Origin of the sequence: Curtobacterium sp. ER1/6 (assembly GCF_001742745.1) — a bacterium.
In the GTDB taxonomy this organism is placed as follows: Bacteria; Actinomycetota; Actinomycetes; order Actinomycetales; family Microbacteriaceae; genus Curtobacterium; species Curtobacterium citri.
The window spans coordinates 857,639-876,483 of sequence record NZ_MJAK01000001.1; the positions used below are offsets into that span (position 1 = coordinate 857,639).

Sequence of the window (18,845 nt, forward strand, 5' to 3'; positions counted from 1 at the left end):
TCCACTATTGGCTCACCCCCATGGTGCTGACGATGCGGATCGAGTCGCTGCCGGAACGGTGCTCGATGACCAGCTTGCCCTCGCGCGCCAACGCTGCAACGCGGTTGGCCAGCTCGTCGTCTGAGGCGCCGTTGCGGAGCGCATTCCGCAGCCTACGGTCGGCTTCATTCGTGAGCGGGTGCTGGTAGAGCAGGTCAAGCGCTGCCGAGGCCTCGGGGCCGAAATCGAAGACGCTCTCGCCGAGGCGCTTCCAGATCTGGCGTCGCACTCCGCGAAGTCGACCCGCGGCGATGGCCGGATTGGCCAACGGTCCGCGCACCAGCGCCCCCAGAAGTTCGTCATGATTCGCGAGGCGCTCAATGGGCGGCTCGTCGGGAGTGCTCTCAAACAAGCGCAGTGTCTCGAAGCCCGTGAGCAGTCGCATTTCGCCGTTCGACGTCGTCCAGCCAAATCCGTCAATACCTGCCTCCGTACGCACATAGCAGGCGACGCCGTCTTCGACGTCGCTGATGCGGCGCGTCCGGGTCGCATCGATGAGGTCGGGCAGCCGGCGTGCGCGCTCGGCAGCTTCCGGCGTCTGCTGCAAGGCGTTGCTCCAGTACTGGAACGCGAGGCTCGCGGCGTCGATGTCCTCGACATCGTCCACTTCCTCGAGTGTGCCATCGTAAAGGTCAGTTATTGTCCGCACTTCGTCCTCCGAACCGAAGAACTGCTCGTCCGACCCGAAGGCCTGTGCGTTCTGCTGCAACCGATCGGCGATGCGCTTACGAAGCGACAGGACGTCATTCAGCGAGCCGTGGAAAATCGAGTAGAGCAGCACCTCAGGCGCTTCCTGGCCGACACGGTCGACACGACCGGCCCGCTGAATTAGACGCACGATCGCCCACGGCAGGTCGTAGTTGACCACGATGTGGGCGTCCTGCAGGTTCTGACCTTCACTCAAGACGTCGGTCGAAATCAACACCCGCAGCTCGTCACCAGCGCCCAGGGCGTCGGACTTGCCGCGGAGCTTGTTAGACTGCGGCGAGAAGCGGCGCGCAAGCTGTGTCGGGTCCTCCTCACCACCCGTTGCCGCCTCCACCGCATCGACGCCGAACGATCGAAGAGCGGCGGCAAGGTAGTTCGCGGTGTCCTTGTACTCCGTGAAGACCAACACCTTCTCGTTCGGGTGATCCTCAGTGATCAGCTGCGCGAGCGCTGCAAGCTTTGAGTCGCGCTCAATTGCCCACGGGCCGTAACTATCGAGCAGCGCAGCCAGCGCCTCTGTGTCAGCCGCCAATGCGTCGCGGAGCGCTGGCGTGAACAGCTCCGGTCGCACCCACGTGATGTACCCGGAATCCGCGTCGACCAGCGCTTGGTAGCGCTGCGCTACAGCGTCTCCGAGCCGCTCGGTGGCATCGACCTCGTGCTCGATGACGTCGTCGTCATCGAGCAGGTCTTTTTCTTGGATCGTGCCTGCGGGAAGCGGCAGCCCGTTGTCAATCGCTAACAGAAAGAGCTCGTTGCGGGCGATGTGGCGGCGGAGCGACAACGTGAAGGCGTAGCCGCCCGACGACAAGCGCTTGTAGAGCGTGGTTCGCACGAACCCCGCAACCTGCCCACGCGCCCGACGCAGGTTCTCGACCACTTGCTTGTCATCGTCCGACCACTCAGACTTTCGCTTCTCATCGACGTAAGCGATCAGGGAGTACCGCGGCAAGATGAGGTTCTGGAGCGTGTTCAGCGTGACGTCGCTGACCATCAGCGCGGCCGGGTCCTGGCCTTCGAATGGATGATCGATGGGTCGCGCCACGCGGTCCGGGAACCGGAACTTCGTGCCATCGGCGAAGCGCAGGAACTTCAATCCATCGTCGTCAGTCTCGGAGTAGTTGTTCTTGATGAATGACCTCGTGCGGCGCACGAGATGCTCACTCATGAGGCGCTTCCAGTCGTCCGGATCCTCAGAGCGCTTGAACGCTTGCAGTGTCGTCACCTTGCCATCAACGCGGTCGGCGAGCTTCGGATCCGCAACGAGGGCATTCACCGGAGAGATACCGAGATCTTCGTCGGGCTGGATGAAGAGGCCGAGCTGATTCGCCACATCCTCGAAGCGGCGGTTGTACGGCGTCGCCGTCAGGAGCAAGGCTTTCGCACCCACACGATTGAGGTACTCGAGCACCGCCTGGTAGTCCCGGCGCTTGTCGTTCCGAAGCGTGTGCGACTCGTCGACAATGACGAAGCGGTAGCGACTCATCGTCGGCAGCACCGTGTGCGCCTCGGTGTAGGAGACAACCCTACCCGCCACCTCGTAAGCGTCGAAGTAGTCCTCCCACATCTGCTTCAGGTTCTTCGGGCAGACCACGAGCGGCAGGTAGCCGTGCTCCTCGCGAAGCATCAGCGCGACAGCCACCGCAGTGATGGTCTTGCCGAGCCCCACGACATCCCCGAGCATTGTGCCGCCGCGGGTCACGATCCGGCGGGCGAGCGTGCGCACCGCAGTCGCCTGGTAGTCCAGCAGCTCGGATTGCACCTCGAGCGGCACCGAGTATTCGTCCTGACCTTCGCGCACGTCGCGTGACAAGTCGTAGCAGAGTTTGAGGAACACCTCATAGGGCGGTTTGGGCTGCACCGATGCCCACGACTCATCGAGGAGCGTCAGCAAATCAGCGGTGACGACCCGGCTCTGCGGGTCATTCCAGCGAGCTTGGAACCAGGCTGCCAGGTCCTGACCGCCGCCGAACGAGTCCGGTACGTCGACGTTCAGTTCGAGGTTGGAGTTGAGTCCGGGCGCTGTCAGGTTGCTGCTGCCGACAAACCCCATGATCGGCGAGTTGAGATCGTGCCGATGGAAGATGAACGTCTTGCCGTGGAGCGGACGCCGGGTGAATACCTTCACCTCGACCTTTCCGGACTCGAGATGCTCACGGAGCGCGGCGAGCGTCTGGCGGTCCGTTGCTGTCGGAGCACCGCGCATGAGCTGAACTCGGAGATGCTCAAGAAGCTGCGTCTTACGCTCCTTCGAGATTTGCGCGTCGGCATCGGGACGAGGCTGCCCGTCGACTGTCGCCTGGAGCTGATCGAGGGTCTCCTCTTCCGGGCCGGCGAACACCATGCCGATGAGGATGCGCGCAACGGGCGCCCCCATCGCTCGCTTCGCCGCGACGATCTCGTCGAACTCGCTCCAACCCCGAAGGTTGAAATACCCGACAGCTACGTCCATACGGTCGAAGTCCTGGAGTGTCGCTTGGAGGTGCTCACCGAGCCGAAGCTCGATGTTGTCAAAAATCCGGGTCAAGGCGCTCCTCATTACTCCCCGGCGTTCCGAGAAGGTGGTCGTTCCTCACGATACCGATGCCCACGGCCACCTCTGGGATTTACTTGAGCGTGGCGCCGTCGTAACTGCCCGACAACGCCAAGCGCTGCACCCTAGGCCCGGCAACCAGCAGGACCGCTGGCGCGCATCTGATGCTGAGCGGGTACCACGTGACTCAACGTCGGGCGTCAACGCGTAGGGCGACACCAGCTCATATCTGGTACGTCCGGCACGGCTCCCGCAACGCAACGGTCACGAAGCACCCGAACACCGCGACCACATGTCGACGAGTAACCCGGCCCCCGCGAGCGACCGACCACACTGCTCGATTGAAGCGCCCGACAACACGAACGCCGCCAACGGCAGGACCGCCGAGTACCAGTCGGTCCGGCGACTAGGGCAAACGACGGGCACGGGCGCTCCGACTGGGATCACCGTCACCCCGTCGAGCAGCCTCACCACTCGTCACAATCTCCCGACGACGTCCGCCGGCACTGCCGGTAGTCGCAGCGGGTCGTAGCGATCAGCACGAGCCTATTCTCTGCGATGTCCTCGACGTAGTCGTCGAACGAGATCTTGACCGGCGGCGGCTGCCCGCCCCGCCGCGTGAGTTGGTCACCGATCCGCCACCGACCGCGCACGAGCGGTAGCGCGTCGTTTGGCGTCTCGTGCCCCCGCAGCGCACCACCAGCGAGCGCCCGCGAAGCCTGCCGCTCGAACGCATGCGCCAGCGCGGGTACGAGGTCCTCGTCGTCCGCGAAGCCGAAGTCCTCGTCCCCTCAGATCGCGCTTCACGCTCGCGCATAGCCGAACTTCGAGCAAAGCCGCCGCAACAGTGTCTTCGGCCGGATCCACAGGTCGAGACCTGCGATCCAGAGGACGCCGACTGGTCGCACGCCGCTGACGCGGTACACGTCGGCGAAGAAGGCCGGTGCGATGTCCGCGATCCGCGAAGCGACCAGGCCGGTTGCGACCTCGCGCGCCATCCGGTGCGGCGTCAGTTGGTCGGCGTCCCGCAACTCAAACCGGCGGGGTCGACATCTGCGGCCCCGTCGGCGACGGAGGGCGTCGCCTGGCGATACAGCGCTGCCTATCCTTAAGGAGGCTACAGGTCCACGCCCTCGCCGTAGTACTGCACCGTCACGAGCGACAGGATCTCGTACCGCCACGCGTCGGCGATGCCGCCGTTGTTGAGTTCGCGCGTCAGGAAAGACGGGTCCACCTTGGCGCCGTGGTCCGAGATGGCTGCGTCGGGACCGCGCCGCAGTTCAGCGCGGTCATCCTGGAGGCGCTGAGTCGCGACTCCGCCAGCCAGCACCTGGTCGACGGGGCTGCGCTCCGGGTGCCGCGCTCAGCAGCGTGACCGGCTGTGTGCGACCGCTACTCACCACCCTCGCGCTTCTCCGGCAACCTCCGCTCTCCCCCGTCCCTCTCCCGAAGCGCCCGCTCTGCGATGTCCGCAGCGATCTTCCCCGTGGCGAGCCGAGCGCGACCGATCGCCGACGACCCGAAAGCCTTCGCGGCGTCCAGGCCTTCGGAGCTCTCCTCGACAGCGCGGTCACGGAACTCCCCGACGGCCTGCAGCCAGCGTTTGGCATCCGTACCCTTGTGCCCCTGCCCAACCCCGATCCGCTCGTGAAACATGCCGACAACAGCCCCGACCTCGTTGCTCGCTCGCACCACGGCCCGAGCCGGGATCGGCTGCAGCAGCACCTTCGAATTGGCCCGCGACACCGCGGCGTCCATCCGCTCGATCAGCTGGCTAGTGGTCCCGGCGATCCGCTCGATGCGGTTCTCGCGGATCGCCTTGAGCGCGAGGCGCTTCTGGGTCGCATCCTTTGGTGCCGCGTCGAGCACGCGGTCGAGTTCGAGCACGTCGAGAGTGTCCTGCAGCTGCAGGCAGTGTGCGATCACGGCGAGCCACTCACGCACCTTCGGCTCGATGGCCTCTGTCGCGTCCGCCAACTCCCCCAACTTCATCTTCTTCTCAAGCTTCTGCGCCAACCCGTCGAGTTGTCTCAGCGCGTAGGCCTGGGTCCTAGCAAGCGTCGCGGAGGTCCCCTGCACCTTCGACCAGGTGACCTCGTCCACGCGACCGGCGGAGGTTCGGCCGGTCATCGCGTCCTCGATGACGAAGTCCACCCCGATCATGTCGGCGAGGACTGCGTCCTGCTGGTTGCGTAGGACGTCCTCGACCTTCTCGTCGATCACCTCGAGGTACTCGCCGAGCCGGTCGATCGACTTCTGGAGTGCCATCTGGTTCATCATCGTGCCGATGCTGGCAATCGTCGTGGGATTGAGCATCGAGCCGACCGACGCGAATTGGAGATTGGCGACGAACTTGCCGTCAGCCGCCTTGGCCATGCCCATGCTCAGACCGGTCTGAAGGTTCTTCGTCAGGCCGAACTTCTTGGCGATGGCAGCGGATTCGTCGGTGAGTTGCACCCACTTCCCGGAGCTGGCCATGCCAGCGGCGGTGATCTGCCCGAGGCTGCCGAGTGTGGTGAGCGGCAGGTCCGACACCGCTGGCGAGCCGGTGTCGCCGAGTCCTTCGGTGCGCAAGAACTGTTCGACGGCGGAGGGCGCACCGATCACGGCGATCCCGTCTCCGTCGCCGACGAGCTCGATCTGGTCGGACATCGTGGGCTCCTTGTCGTTCTCGGTCACGCTGCGTGCTCCTCCTCGGTCGTGCGATCGAGCACTTGGTCGACGAACCAGCGGAGCGCCTCGACTACACCATCTCTCGCCGCTTCGTCGGTCAGTACCTCGAGCGGGAAGGACGGCCGCTTGTCGATCCTGTTGTCCGGCAGATCGATCCCTGGGACGGCGTTCAGGTGATTCCGGAACTCCTGACGGAGCACGACGTCGTCGAACGGCGGCCGGACCCGGAGGTGCTGGAAGACGACCTCGACGCTGCCCGCGATCGGGTACACCGCGAAGGGCCAGTGCGACGGTCCGGTGGCGGTTCGTCGGGGAGCGACCACGAAGGCGCTGCTCTCTCGACCCCCGCCGAAGTCGATCGTGCCGCCGAGTTCGCGCCACGCGGCGATGAGCGCGTTGACAGCGTTCACGACGGCGGGCGGGTTCGCGCTCGCGAGTTGCCCGTGGAACGTCCCGTCGGCCACCGAGTCGGTCGTCGCCTCGTCCACGACGAGGCCGATGCGTTCGGCGAGCTCGGCGGTCGAGAGCCGGGCAGTTTCATCAGCGGCACCGTTCGCCCCGAAATGGAGTCCCTCTTCCTCGAGCACAGCCCGGGGATCGCGATCGTCGTCCGGATCGGGCCAGCGGAAGCCCGACGAGATCGTGCCGCCGCCCTGCAGAACGCGGTGCGCTCCGGAGATCGGCGTGCTGGCGAGGTGCACGCCGAGTGGGACCGGATGCGTCCCGACCAGCGACGCAACGTCGCCGTAGGAGGACCACCGTCCGGCCGGGATGGCCATGATTGCCTGGTGCACGAGGGTCCAGTCGCGTCCGGTGGCGACCGGCTCTGCGTGCTCGTTCGGACCGACCCACTGTTCGATGATTCGGTCTGCGAACCACTCACCGCGTGCGGTGATCTCCGGTCGTCCCCATCGCCCGGCCTCGAGGACCAGCTCGTTGAGGGCGGTGAAGCTGCTTCGTCGGTAGTCGGTCTGCTTCGCGGGGAATGGTCGATTGCTCAGCTGTGAGTTGTACCCGGTGAGCGTGAGGTTGCCGAGGGAGTGCACGAGCTGTTCGTGGAGCGCCTCGACCGTCTCGCCGTCCTCGAGGTCGGCCTCGAGTTCGGCGCGCCACTCGGGCGTGATCGTCTGCGGGAGGATGTGCTCGATTGTCGCCTGTTCGACGTCGACCTCTTCCCGCGGGTTGATCGACTGGCTGATCCACTTGAGGATGAGCTTCTGCTGTGTGCGGAGCCCGCGGAGGTAGAACGGCTGGGAGCGGACGGCATCGCGGACCTGCTCGTCGGTCGCGAAGTACTTCCGCCCCGTCGAGAAGTAGTCGAGCAGCACCCGGTCGACCGGCCGGTCGTCCAGCTCGCCGCAGGCCTGAAGGATCGTCCGGTTCAGACCCTGCCCCGGACGCCCGCCGATGGTCCGACGCACGATGTAGGACTCGATTGCGGCGAGCGCGCCGGCCACCTCCTCCGAGGAGCTGGTGCCGGCGGCACGGCGCGCGAGGAGACGCAACGTCAGGGGAACAGTGGTGGCGGAGCCCCACTCGGCGAGGTGCTGCAGGTGACGACGGACGGAAGGGTCCATCTCGCGAGACGGGTCGCGAACGAGGTCGAGGTACTCGGACAGGCGACTGAACCGCTCGATCTCGCGCAGGACGGATTCGTCGTCCATCTTGGCGAGGCGCGCCTGCTGGTAGCTGTAGATGTCGCCCTGCTTGAGCAGCGGCTCGTCGGCGACCGCGTCGAGCCAGAAGATCAGCTCCAGGTCGTTCACGCTCAGACGCTGCTGCATCGGGAGCCACCACGACGAGTACACCGACTCGCCCCGGGAGCCGAGTCGCATGAACAGGTAGTTCCGGACGAGGTCGCCCTGGGTGAGACGGAGCCCCGTGTTGTTCAGCGACTCGAAGATCCGGTAGACGTTGTCCTCGTCCCGAGCCGTGATCGAGACGAAGGATAGGCCACCGAGCACGGCTTCGCGAATGCGCTCGATGTCGTGTGGATCGTCTGGGTCGTCTGCAAGCTCGAGTTCACGTCGGAAGAACGAGTACGCATCTCCGACTCCGGAGAAGGAATCAGCGCCGACGGCGTTGTCGACGATTGCACGGAATGCGTCCCGATCCGCCTGCGTCGGCAGGAGCTTGAGGCGCGCGTCACCCGGCTTGAAGCGGTCGGCTATGTACTGCTCGTGGATGCTCTCGGCCAGCATCGGCTGATCGGGCTGGTGGGCCCGCAGGTAGTCGCGGAGCGCACACAGCAAGATCGTCAGCGTTGTCAGGCGTTGCTGGCCGTCAACGACGAGGAACTCCATGCCGGTCGGCACGATCGCACCAGTCGAGAGCACGAGTGATCCCATGAAGTGTGTGGCGCTTGGGTTGCTGCGACGCGTCTCTGCCAGCTCCAGGATGTCGCTCCAGAGGCGCTTCCGCTGGCGGACCTCCCAGGCGTAGGGCCGCTGGTACAGCGGCACCAGGTACTGCTTCGGACCGCCGAGCAGTTCCTGCAGCGTCGTCTCACGCACGTCCATGTGTATCCCCTCAGTCAGGGCGATCCTAGAGGCGAGGCAGAGAGTGCTCGTCCAAGCGCAGGCGGAACGTGACAAAACCGCAAACGTCGTGCGGAAGCCCGCTCGCACACACCTCGCCGTGGGGGCACCGCTTCGAGAACGACCCGACCGGTGTTGAGGCCCCATGGCATCTGCGCCCCGAACGGGTACTGCCGCTCCTCGTCACGACTCACGAGGATGTTTCAGTACCGCGCGCCCAGGGGAAGACGCCCGGTGCCACGAGCAAGATCCCCGTGGGAACCACCATGACGCTCGCCGGAGAATCGGCAGGTACCGAGGCCCGCCGCCAACGAGGCCTCGCAGCAGAGCACCGCCGCCGCGCCGACGACGCCGAGCGGACCGCCGCCCGCTACGAGATCGCCGAACGCACCGAGAGCGAGACCGCGCGCGTCCTCGCCCCGCTCGCCGGCATCGGCTATCACCTCCTCGCCGACCGCCGCTGGCCCGGCAGCCGCACCGCGCAGGTCGACATGGTCGTCGTCGGCCGTGCCGGTGTCTTCATCGTCGACACGAAGGCCTGGCGTGACGTCGCCGTCCACGACGACCGCATCACGCGCGGCCAGGAGGACGTCACCGATGACATCGCCCGTCTCGCCGACCTCGCGTACAGCACCGAGGCCGCCCTCGTCGACATCGGTCTCGCGCCCGGCGAGGTCCACGCGGTCGCCGCACTCGCCGGCCAGAAGAAGATGCACGCCAGGGTCGCCTCCACCGACATAGTCGGCGTGCACGACCTGATCGGACACCTCACGAAGCGCGGCGCACGGCTCTCCGCGAAGCGCGTCGACGAGGTGCTCGCCGCGCTCCTCGAGCACTTTCCCGTCATCGGCGAGGCACCGGCGGCACCGCAGCAGCTCGTCGTCCCCGCCCCGGTACTCCCCCGTGAACCGGCGCCGGTGCTCGACGACGAAACAGTCGACCACCTCCTCGACGGTGTCCTCGAAGCACCCATCGAGGACTGGATGGCGTTCCTCGATCCGGCACAGGCCAGGCTCGTCCGACGCAGCTTCAACGGCCCGGCACGTATCCGCGGCGCCGCGGGCACCGGTAAGACCGTCGTCGGCCTGCATCGCGCCGCGTACCTCGCACGCGCGACCGGCGGTCGCGTGCTGTTCACGACGTACATCAGCACCCTGCCGAAGGTCCTCGAGTCACTCCTCGAACGCCTCGCACCCGACATGGTCGGTCGTGTCGACTTCATGGGCGTCCATGCGATCGCGTCTCGCCTCCTGAAGGAACGCGGCATCGCGTTCCGCGCTCCTGGCCGGGAGGCCCAGCTTGCGTTCGACGACGCGTGGAACGCAATCCGCGCCTCTAGTCCGTTGCGGTCGTCGCGATTCTCGCGCTCGTACTGGGAAGACGAGATCAAGCACGTCATCAAGGGCCGCGGCCTGACGCGGTTCGACGAGTATGCGGACCTGGCGCGCGTCGGGCGCAGACACGGGCTCCCGCTGGAGACGCGACAGGCCGTCTGGGACCTGTACGAAGCGTACACGCGAGGGCTGCGCGACCGCCGGGCGCACGATTGGGAGGACATCGTGTTGCTCGCCCTCGACGCGTTGCGCGCGGTGCCGCTCGAGCGGTACGACGCGGTCATCGTGGACGAGGCGCAGGACCTGTCGTGTGCGATGGTCGAGCTGGTGCACCAGCTCGTGGGCGACCGCGCGGACGGGTTGACGCTCATCGGCGACGGGCAGCAGACGATCTACCCCGGCGGGTACACGCTCGGCGAGGTCGGCATCAATCTGTCGGGACGAGGCGTGGTGCTCGACGTCAACCACCGGAACACCGCCGAGATCCTCGAGTTCGCGAAGGACATGGTGGCGGACGACCAGTTCGTGGACATCGAGGGTCTGGACGGGGTCGGGGACGCGGTGTCCGACGTCTCGCGTTCCGGTGCTGCTCCGACGATGACGCACTTCACCAGTCGTGCGGATCACGATAGGGCGATGCTCGACCGACTGACCGAGGTCCTCCGGCTCGTCGGGACCGGCCACGGTGACATCGGCATCCTCACGGCGACGAACCGGCAGGCGAACGACGTCATCGAGGCGCTCGGGCGAGCCGGCGTCCCGACCGTCTCCCTGCAGCAGTACGCGGGTCGGACCTCCGACGCGATTCGCGTGGGGACCGTGAAGCGGGCGAAGGGGCTCGAGTTCAAGCAGGTGCTGCTCGCGCACGTCGACCCCCGGCTGCTCGACGCTGCCCCGGCCGAACCATCGGAGACCGAACGGGAGCGGCGGGAGCGTGGTCGCCGGGAGCTCTACGTCGGCATGACACGGGCACGAGACGGCTTGTGGGTGGGTGTCCGCACCGGAACGGGGAACAACCGATGACCAACAGGGGTTTCGCAGTGGTCGACCTCGAGACGACGGGGCTGTCTCCCAAGACAGGCCACCGAGTGATCGAGATCGCCGTCGTCCTCGTCGACGAACGCGGGCGGATCGAGCGCGAGTTCGAGACAGTCGTCAACCCGAACCGAGACCTCGGGCCCACGCACATCCACCGTCTTCGCGGAGCGGACGTCATCGGTGCGCCGACGTTCGCTGACATCGTCGGCGACCTGACCGATCTCCTTCAGGGACGGACGCTCGTCGCCCACAACGTGCGCTTCGAGGTCTCCTTCCTGCAGGCGGAGTTCGCTCGCGCCGGCGCGCCGTTCCCGTGTACGACGGACAACTCGGTGTGCACGATGCGACTCGCGAGCACTTTCCTGCCCGGTGCCGCGCGGAATCTCGCCGACTGCTGCTCCGCGTTCGACATCGACCTGGTCGACGCGCACGAAGCACTCGCAGATGCCCGCGCGACCGCTCGGCTCCTCGGCGCCTACATACAGGACCCCGCGGAGGACCGGCGACGCTGGGACGAACGTCTCGAAACCGGCGTGACACTCACGTGGGGACGCCCCCGAGCGAGTGGACCGGAGTGGCTGCCCCGACGCCGCGCCTCGGCCGCCCCAGCCACGAGCGCGTTGGACCGCGCGGTCGAACTCCTGCCGGCGCGCACCGACCACACCGAACAGGAGTACCTCGCTCTCGTCGACCGTGCCGTCGCGGACGGGTTCCTCACCATCGACGAATCAGTCGCGCTCGACGATCTCGCCCAACACCTCGGGATGCCGGCGGATCAGCGCGCCCGACTTCACCAGGAGTACGTGCACACACTCGCCCACGCCGCCCTACGCGACGGCGTGCTCGATCCCTCCGAACGGGCGCAAGTCGACCGTGTGGCCGAGCTGCTGCGGGTCCCGTCCGACGTCGTGCGGGCGGCGCTCGCAGGGTCCGCCGGTAGCCCGACGCAGTTCGGCACACCGGCCGCTGAGCGGCCGCTGCAGCTCGACGCAGCGACGATCGTCGTGCTGACGGGCGAGATGCGTCGCCCCCGAGCGGACATCGAAGGCGAGCTGCGCGCGCTCGGTGTCACCGTAGGCGCGGCGGTGACGAAGAAGACGACCCTCCTCGTAGCGGCAGACCCGGACAGCCTGAGCGGCAAGGCGAGGAAGGCGCGGCAGTACGGCGTTCCGATGATCGACGAGGCGACGCTCGACTCAGCGCTTCTTTCGGCCCGTGCCAGTGATGACGGCGGCTCATGGCAAGGTGAGTCGGTGTCGGCGGGGGTTTCCGTACAACCGTCGGCTGCTCCGGAGGCGCCGTTCACCGAACCGCGCTCACGACCCGCAAGAGAGGACGCTGCGATGACGAACGGCCCCGAGGACGTCGAGTACGTCGGAGCAGCGCTACGAGTCGCGGTCGCCGGCCTGCAGCCGTTCGTCAGTGACGTCCTGCAGCCCCGCATCTCGTCCGGAGCGCGGTGGCCCCAACTCATCCAGCTGCTCGACCAGCAGAAGCACGGCCGGTCGAACAGCCAGTACGACGAACACGACCTGCTGGTCGTCCTCCGTGCCCTGACCGAGAAGTTGCCGCAGCTCGGGTTCCCCTTCGACCTCGACCACAACGGGCGACGACTCGCAGGCGAGCTGCGCGATGTCCGGAACCGGTGGGCACACAACGCCGTGTTCGACGAAGCAGACACCTACCGGGCCCTCGACACGACCGTGCGTCTCCTCGAGGCCGTGGGAGCCGATGAGCAAGCAGCGGAGGCGACGGAGCTCCGGCGGACGTTCCAGTCGTCGATGGCCGAGCGGACCGCGACGCGCACGAACACCGCGTCCGTGGAAGCAACGCACGCAGCTTCGGCGACCGACTCGGCCTCGGCCGCCTCGGCATCGGGCGCGGCAGGTACGGCGACGGGGTCCACGGAACTCGTGATCGAGTGTGCTCCGCTCATCAGCTACGCGATGGCCCACAACCGGATCGCGGTGGTGAACGCCGTCCGCATCAGACACGAAGGCGCGAACGTTCGAGACGCGCGGCTCACGATCGAGGTCTCCTCAGCCGGGCTCTCGCTCGGCGAGCCGAGGGAGCACTTCTTCGACCTGGCGCCGCAGTCCGAGATCGAGAAGCACGACCTCGGGTTCCGGCTCGATCCGGCAGTCACCGCGACGGTCGAGGCCGCTCGTCCGGCCGTCGTCACGGCCACGCTTCGCGACGGCGACGGGCTTCTCGCCACAGCCGCCGCGGAGGTCCACCTCGTTGCCGCCCACCAATGGGTCGACGGCGGCACCCAGCTGTCGGAGGAGATGCTCGCGGCGCACGTGCAGCCGAACCATCCGGCGCTGACCTCGCTCCTCGACGAGGCGTCGACGATCTTGGCGGCCGAGACGGGGCGAGGAAGCCTGAGCGGCTATCAGGAGGGGCCTGAGCGCGTCGATGAGACGGTCGCTGCGATCGTGCGGGCGATGCGCGACCGCCAGGTTCGCTACAGCATGCCGCCCGCGAGCTGGGCCGGCGCGGGCCAGCAGGTGAGGACCCCGGCAGAAGTGCTCGAAGGCCGGTTCGGCACCTGTCTCGACACGACGGTGGTGCTGGCTGCTGCGCTGGAGTGGGCAGGGATTCGCCCGCTGCTGATCGTCATGCGCCGGCATGCCTTCCTCGCCTACACGCGCTTCGACACACCGATGCCGTCACTCGTCTCCCCCGGGGTCACGCTGAAGAACCTGGTCGACATCGGGGCCGTGACCCCGATAGAGACCACGATGCTCACCACGGACGGCTCGGCGGCTTCGCTCGCCGACGTGATCGCTGCCGGGGCACGTCACCTGTCGGAGGAGCTCCACGACATCCAGGGTGTCGTCGACGTCTTCCTCGCACGCCGGAGCGAAATACTCCCGTTGCCGGCGAGGACCGTCACCGAGGACGGAGAGGTGCGAGTCGTCGAGTACCAGGTCGAACATGCGCGTCTCGCTGAGTACATCCCAGCGGACTCCGGTGCAGCGACCGAGTCCGCAGAGGACTCCACACCCCCTCGCGTGAAGCAGTGGAAGAACAACCTGCTCGACCTGAGCCTGCGGAACCGCTTGATCAACTTCACGGACCGGGCCCGCTTCGAGCTGTACCTGGCGTCGAACGGACTCGCCGAGTTCGAGGACTACCTGAACTCCGGTAAGCCCTTCACGATCCGGGCTTCGAACGATCTCCCCGAGGTGCTCCTGCAACGCGGCGTGCGGACAGCGGCGTCCCTCCCCGACGATGACAAGACCGAGCTGTTCCGAGGCAACAAGACGGTCTACGGGGACGTCTCCGTCGACCGCTACTCACGCCACTTCCAGACGCTCGCGCACAAGGCGAAGACCGTCGTCGAGGAGACCGGATCCAACAACCTGTACATCGCACTCGGGTCGATGGTCTGGACGGTCAAGAGCAAGCAGGTCCGTTCTCCGCTCATCCTCGTGCCCGTCACGCTGAAGGCCAGGACGCGCGGCGGCGCGTACGAGGTCGTCCTCGACGAATCCGGCATGTCCACGCCGAACTACTGCCTCCTCGAGAAGATCTGGGCGGAGCATCGCATCCGGATCCCTGCGCTCGCCGACCCGAAGTCCGACGCGTCGGGTATCGACGTGGAGCAGGTCTTGGCGGGCACCCGAGCGGCGATCCTCCGTGCCGGCATCGACGCCGTCGTCGAACCCACAGTCGACCTCGCCATCCTGCAGTTCGCGAAGTTCCGCCTCTGGAAGGACCTCGACGAGAACTGGGCGGCTCTGTCGACCAATCCGCTCGTGCAGCACCTGATCGAGTCACCGACCGAGCGCTTCGTCGGCGACCAGGTCGACCTCGAACACGCCTCGGCCGGGACGGACGAGCTCGACGAGCTGTTGTCCGACCTCCCTGTGCCGGCTGACTCCTCGCAACTCGAGGCGGTCGCTGCTGCGATGGCCGGGCGCACGTTCGTGCTCGAGGGCCCGCCCGGTACGGGGAAGTCGCAGACCATCACGAATCTGCTTGCGAAGTCGATCGCCGACGGCAGGCGCGTGCTGTTCGTCGCAGAGAAGCGCGCCGCCCTCCAGGTCGTTCAACGTCGACTCGACGCGGTCGGACTCGCGCCCTTCACCCTCGACCTGCACGACAAGGGAGCAAAGCCCGCTGAAGTGCGCGCTCGTCTCCGGGAGGCGCTCGCGCAACGGCCGCGGGTCGACCACGAAGCGGTGGTCCGCACGGGCGACGCAGTCTCGCAGAACCGCCGTGGCCTCAGCAGGTACGCCCGGAGGCTGCATGAGACGAACGAATCTGGCCGCTCGTTCTACATGGCACGCAACTCGGAGCTCGCGACCGCCGACATCACACGGACGCTCGAGATCCCGGTCGACGTCGCGGCACGCATCACGGAGTCGGACATCAACTCGATCCGTCGAGCACTCAGAGAAGCGCCGGACGTCGCACTGCGGGCGCGCCCGGTCGCCGATCACCCATGGGCCTTCGCCTCGGCCGGTACCGATCCTGAAGTCCTGCGTGCCCGCGCCGTCGAGTTCGATCGTGTGGTCGACCTGGTTCCGGCCCGCGATGACCCGACGCTCGGCTCCTACGCCGAAGCCCTGACCAATGCCACGAGGCCAGAGCACTTCCGAGCCCTCGCCTCGATCGTCGAGGCACCGCCTGTCGCCGCTGCCGTGCTCATCGAAGCCGGGACACCGCGATGGCGTGATGCGACAGCCGCCGCTCAGGACCTGGTCCAGACGTTCTCGCAGCGCTACGCCGACGTGCTCGCCGTGATCCGCCCGGAAGCGCTTCGAGCGGATCTCGCTGCGATCGCCAGGGAGGCCGCCACCGCCGCGACGTCGAGCATCTTCGGTCGCAAGAAACGCCTTCAGAGTGTTTCCGACGAACTCGCTCCACACACGGTTCCGGGTGTGGTCATCGATCCTGACCGGCTCGTGGCACTGACGGCGCGGGCTGCGGACATGCAGCAGGCTGCTCGGGACCTCGCCAGCAGCATCGCGGTGATCCCGGGTCTCGTCATCCGCGCGGGGTGGAGTCCGCTCGACCAGGACGCACGTGTGTCGCTCGCGGCCGAAGTCCGGTGGTTGAGCTGGCTGGCCGATGTGACCGGCGGTACAAGCGAGGATGCGGAAGGCCGACGGTTCCGTCGAGCGTTGTTCGCCTACGCGACCCGTTCCCGTGCTCCGCAGCCCGAGCTCCGCGACCAGGTCGTCGCATTCTCGTCCGCTCTCGAAGGGCTCGCCTCGAGCGCGGCGTGGCTTCCCTGGCTCGGCGAAGAGCTGCCGACCATCCGCTGGAACGCGACCCGTGACGGCCGTTCGGGCGCATCTCGTGACGGGTGCACTCCCGAGTCCTGGATGGACTGGCTGTCGGTCCTCGAGCCACTCCGCGCCGCGGGACTGCATGACGCGTACGAGGTGCTGCTCACCGGCTCCCAGGGATCCGAGGACGCGCTCGAGGCTTTCGACCGGGGGCTCGCGACCGCCATTCGACTTGAACGGGCACGCGCCACGGGGCTCGACCAGTTCGACCCTGCATCCCACGAACACAAGATCGGACGGTACGTCGACGCCGCTCGTGATCTGCGGGAGCACCTCCCGCGCGTCATTCCCGAGAAGGTCGTCGCCCGGCGGACGTTCAACGAGACCACCGCGTCCGGCGGCGCCGGGCAGTTCCTCGCCGAGGTGCGCTCGTCGAAGGTGCGCAAGCTCATGCCGGTCCGCGAGCTTATGTCGCGATACGGCCAGTACGTGACCGAACTGACCCCCTGCGTCCTGGTGAGCCCCGACTCAGTCGCACGGTTCTTCGAAGCGACACCGGGCCTGTTCGACCTCGTCGTCTTCGACGAAGCCTCCCAAGTACGGGTGGCGGATGCGATCGGTGCCATGGGGCGGGCGAAGGCGGTGGTCGTGGTCGGTGACTCGAAGCAGATGCCACCGACCTCGTTCGCGGAGACCTCGGTCGACGACTCGGACGACGACGAGAACGGCGCTGCCGAACAGGTGGCGGTCGACGAGGAGTCGATCCTCGCTCAGTGTGTGCAGGCCCGCGTGGACCGTTTCCAGTTGACTTGGCACTACCGCAGCCAGGACGAGTCGCTCATCGCGTTCAGCAACCGGTACTACTACGACGACCAGCTCACGTCCTTCCCCGCACCTGCTCTCGGTGAGGCATCCGCGGGCGTCGACGGTCATGGGGTGTCCCTCCGACGTGTCGACGGCCAGTTCATGCGCGCAGGGCAGGAAGGTACGACCCGACAGAACCTCCGTACAAACCCGGTCGAGGCCCGCGCGATCGTCGCGGAGATCCAGCGACGATTCGCGGCCTCGCCCGACCTCGTCCCGTCGCTCGGTGTCGTGACCTTCAACGCGCAGCAGCGGTCCCTGGTGGAGGAGCTCCTGCGTGCGCTCGAAGACCCACGCATCAACGAGGCGCTCGATTCGGCCGTGGACGGCTTGTTCGTGAAGAACCTCGAGAACGTGCAGGGGGACGAGCGCGACACAATCCTGTTCTCCACCGCCTTCAGCAAGAACTCAAGGGGCATCCTCCCGCTCAACTTCGGGCCGCTCACGAGCCCTGGCGGTGAGCGGAGACTGAACGTGGCGGTGACCCGTGCACGACGGCAGGTGGTGCTGTTCTCGAGTTTCGACCCGCAGGACCTCCGCGCTGACGAGACGACCTCGTTGGGCATCAAGCACCTGCGCGCTTACCTCGAGCTGGCGCAGCGCGGTGCCCGAGCAGCCCTCGGCGCACGGGACGACGCCATCTTGACGGATCGGCACCGCGACGAAATTGCCTCGGAGCTGGCTGCGCGCGGGCTCGCCGTCCAGACGGACGTGGGACTGTCCGACTTCAAGGTCGACATCGCTGTGGCCCACCCGTCGAACCCGACGGAGCCGCTGCTCGCAGTGTTGCTCGACACCCCCGCCTGGGCAGCACGCGCTACGGTCGCTGACCGGGACGCGCTCCCGCTGGAGGTCCTCAAGAACCTGATGCACTGGCCGAGCGTCCGACGGGTGTGGATGCCGCAGTGGCTGGCGGACCACGGCGTCGTGGTCGACTCGATCGTCGACTCGCTGCAGAAGGCGCATGAGGAGCGAGTCGTTGCCGCTGATGCGACAACCGCCGTCTCGACGGCGATCGACGACGTGCTCGACGAGCTGCCAGGGGCGTCGGCGTCCTCGGGGGGTTCGAACGGGTCCACGGTTGATCACTCGCTCCCGGTGTCGCCGATCGACTTCGCAGCCCGGACAGACCTCTTCGAACCAACTCCCGAGCCCTCGGACGACCCAGTCGACGTCCGCCACAACGCTCGCGCGGTGGGCGGAGGCCCCGATGAGCCAGGCACGTCGCGCTTGCACGTCTCCCCTGCCTCGCAGGTCGGGCAAGACGCATCCACTCGTGAAGTGGCCGCAATCGGAGAGATCGAACGGTTCCGTCCGTGGTCGCAGGCTGATCTGTACGGGGACGTCTCCGTCCTCGACGCGATCAATCTCCCGCAGAACGCTGCTCGTGTCCAGGCGCTGTTGGTCGAGGTGGTCCAGGCGGAAGGGCCGATCGCCGAGGAGCGTTTGGTGCGCCTGGTCGCGAACTCGTTCGGCCTGGATCGCGTGCACGCCGCTCGGGCACAGGCGATCTCGGCGCTCGTGCCACCCATGCTGCGCTGGAGTGCGCTGGAGCGCTTCGTCTGGCCGATCGGCGTCGACCCCGAATGCTGGTCGGGCTTCCGGGCATCCACTCCTCAGGACTTCCGGCCGGTCGAAGTCGTCGCACTCCGGGAGATCGGCAACGCGATGGTCCATCTCATCCGTCACGGCGGGCCTCGGTCCGAGACGTCACTCTTGCGCGAGACGCTCGCGCTCTTCGGTGGAACGAGGATGACGCAGAACGTCAGCGACCGTATGACGATGGCGTTGATGGTTGCGCTGACCTCGCAGCGAGTTGCTCGAACTGCTCAAGGCGATCTCGAGCTGGGCCGGATGGCGGACCGATGAGGAGAAA

At 67.0% G+C, this 18,845-nt stretch carries 6 protein-coding genes and 1 pseudogene; 2 read left to right on the plus strand and 5 right to left on the minus strand.

Annotation, left to right across the window (positions count from 1 at the left end; all coding sequences use genetic code 11):
* Positions 1-4: 4 nt before the first annotated feature.
* From Cus16_RS03920 to Cus16_RS03940, 5 genes and pseudogenes are all read right to left on the minus strand, one after another.
* Positions 5-3,274, minus strand: a complete 3,270-nt coding sequence (locus Cus16_RS03920) for a helicase-related protein (RefSeq protein WP_223246504.1) — start codon at positions 3,272-3,274, stop codon at positions 5-7.
* A gap of 473 nt (positions 3,275-3,747) precedes the next feature.
* Positions 3,748-4,029, minus strand: a pseudogene (locus Cus16_RS17095) (5-methylcytosine restriction system specificity protein McrC); the annotation flags it as partial.
* 54 nt (positions 4,030-4,083) lie between these two features.
* Positions 4,084-4,278, minus strand: coding sequence for a hypothetical protein (locus Cus16_RS03930; RefSeq protein WP_141718787.1), 195 nt, complete (start codon positions 4,276-4,278; stop codon positions 4,084-4,086).
* A gap of 394 nt (positions 4,279-4,672) precedes the next feature.
* Positions 4,673-5,959: a hypothetical protein gene (locus Cus16_RS03935; protein WP_223246505.1), complete on the minus strand. Its 1,287-nt coding sequence runs from the start codon at positions 5,957-5,959 to the stop codon at positions 4,673-4,675.
* Complete coding sequence (locus tag Cus16_RS03940; RefSeq protein ID WP_069711248.1) at positions 5,956-8,472, minus strand: DUF262 domain-containing protein; 2,517 nt, start codon at positions 8,470-8,472, stop codon at positions 5,956-5,958. Before Cus16_RS03940 ends, Cus16_RS03935 begins: the two co-directional genes overlap by 4 nt.
* Before the next feature lie 272 nt (positions 8,473-8,744).
* Between Cus16_RS03940 and Cus16_RS03945 the strand changes: the two genes are divergently transcribed.
* Together Cus16_RS03945 and Cus16_RS03950 are read left to right on the plus strand one after the other, a co-directional pair.
* Positions 8,745-10,847: a nuclease-related domain-containing DEAD/DEAH box helicase gene (locus Cus16_RS03945; RefSeq protein WP_223246506.1), complete on the plus strand. Its 2,103-nt coding sequence runs from the start codon at positions 8,745-8,747 to the stop codon at positions 10,845-10,847.
* A 17-nt stretch (positions 10,848-10,864) separates the two neighbouring features.
* Complete coding sequence (locus Cus16_RS03950) at positions 10,865-18,838, plus strand: DUF3320 domain-containing protein (RefSeq protein ID WP_069711250.1); 7,974 nt, start codon at positions 10,865-10,867, stop codon at positions 18,836-18,838.
* The last annotated feature ends 7 nt before the right edge of the window (positions 18,839-18,845 follow it).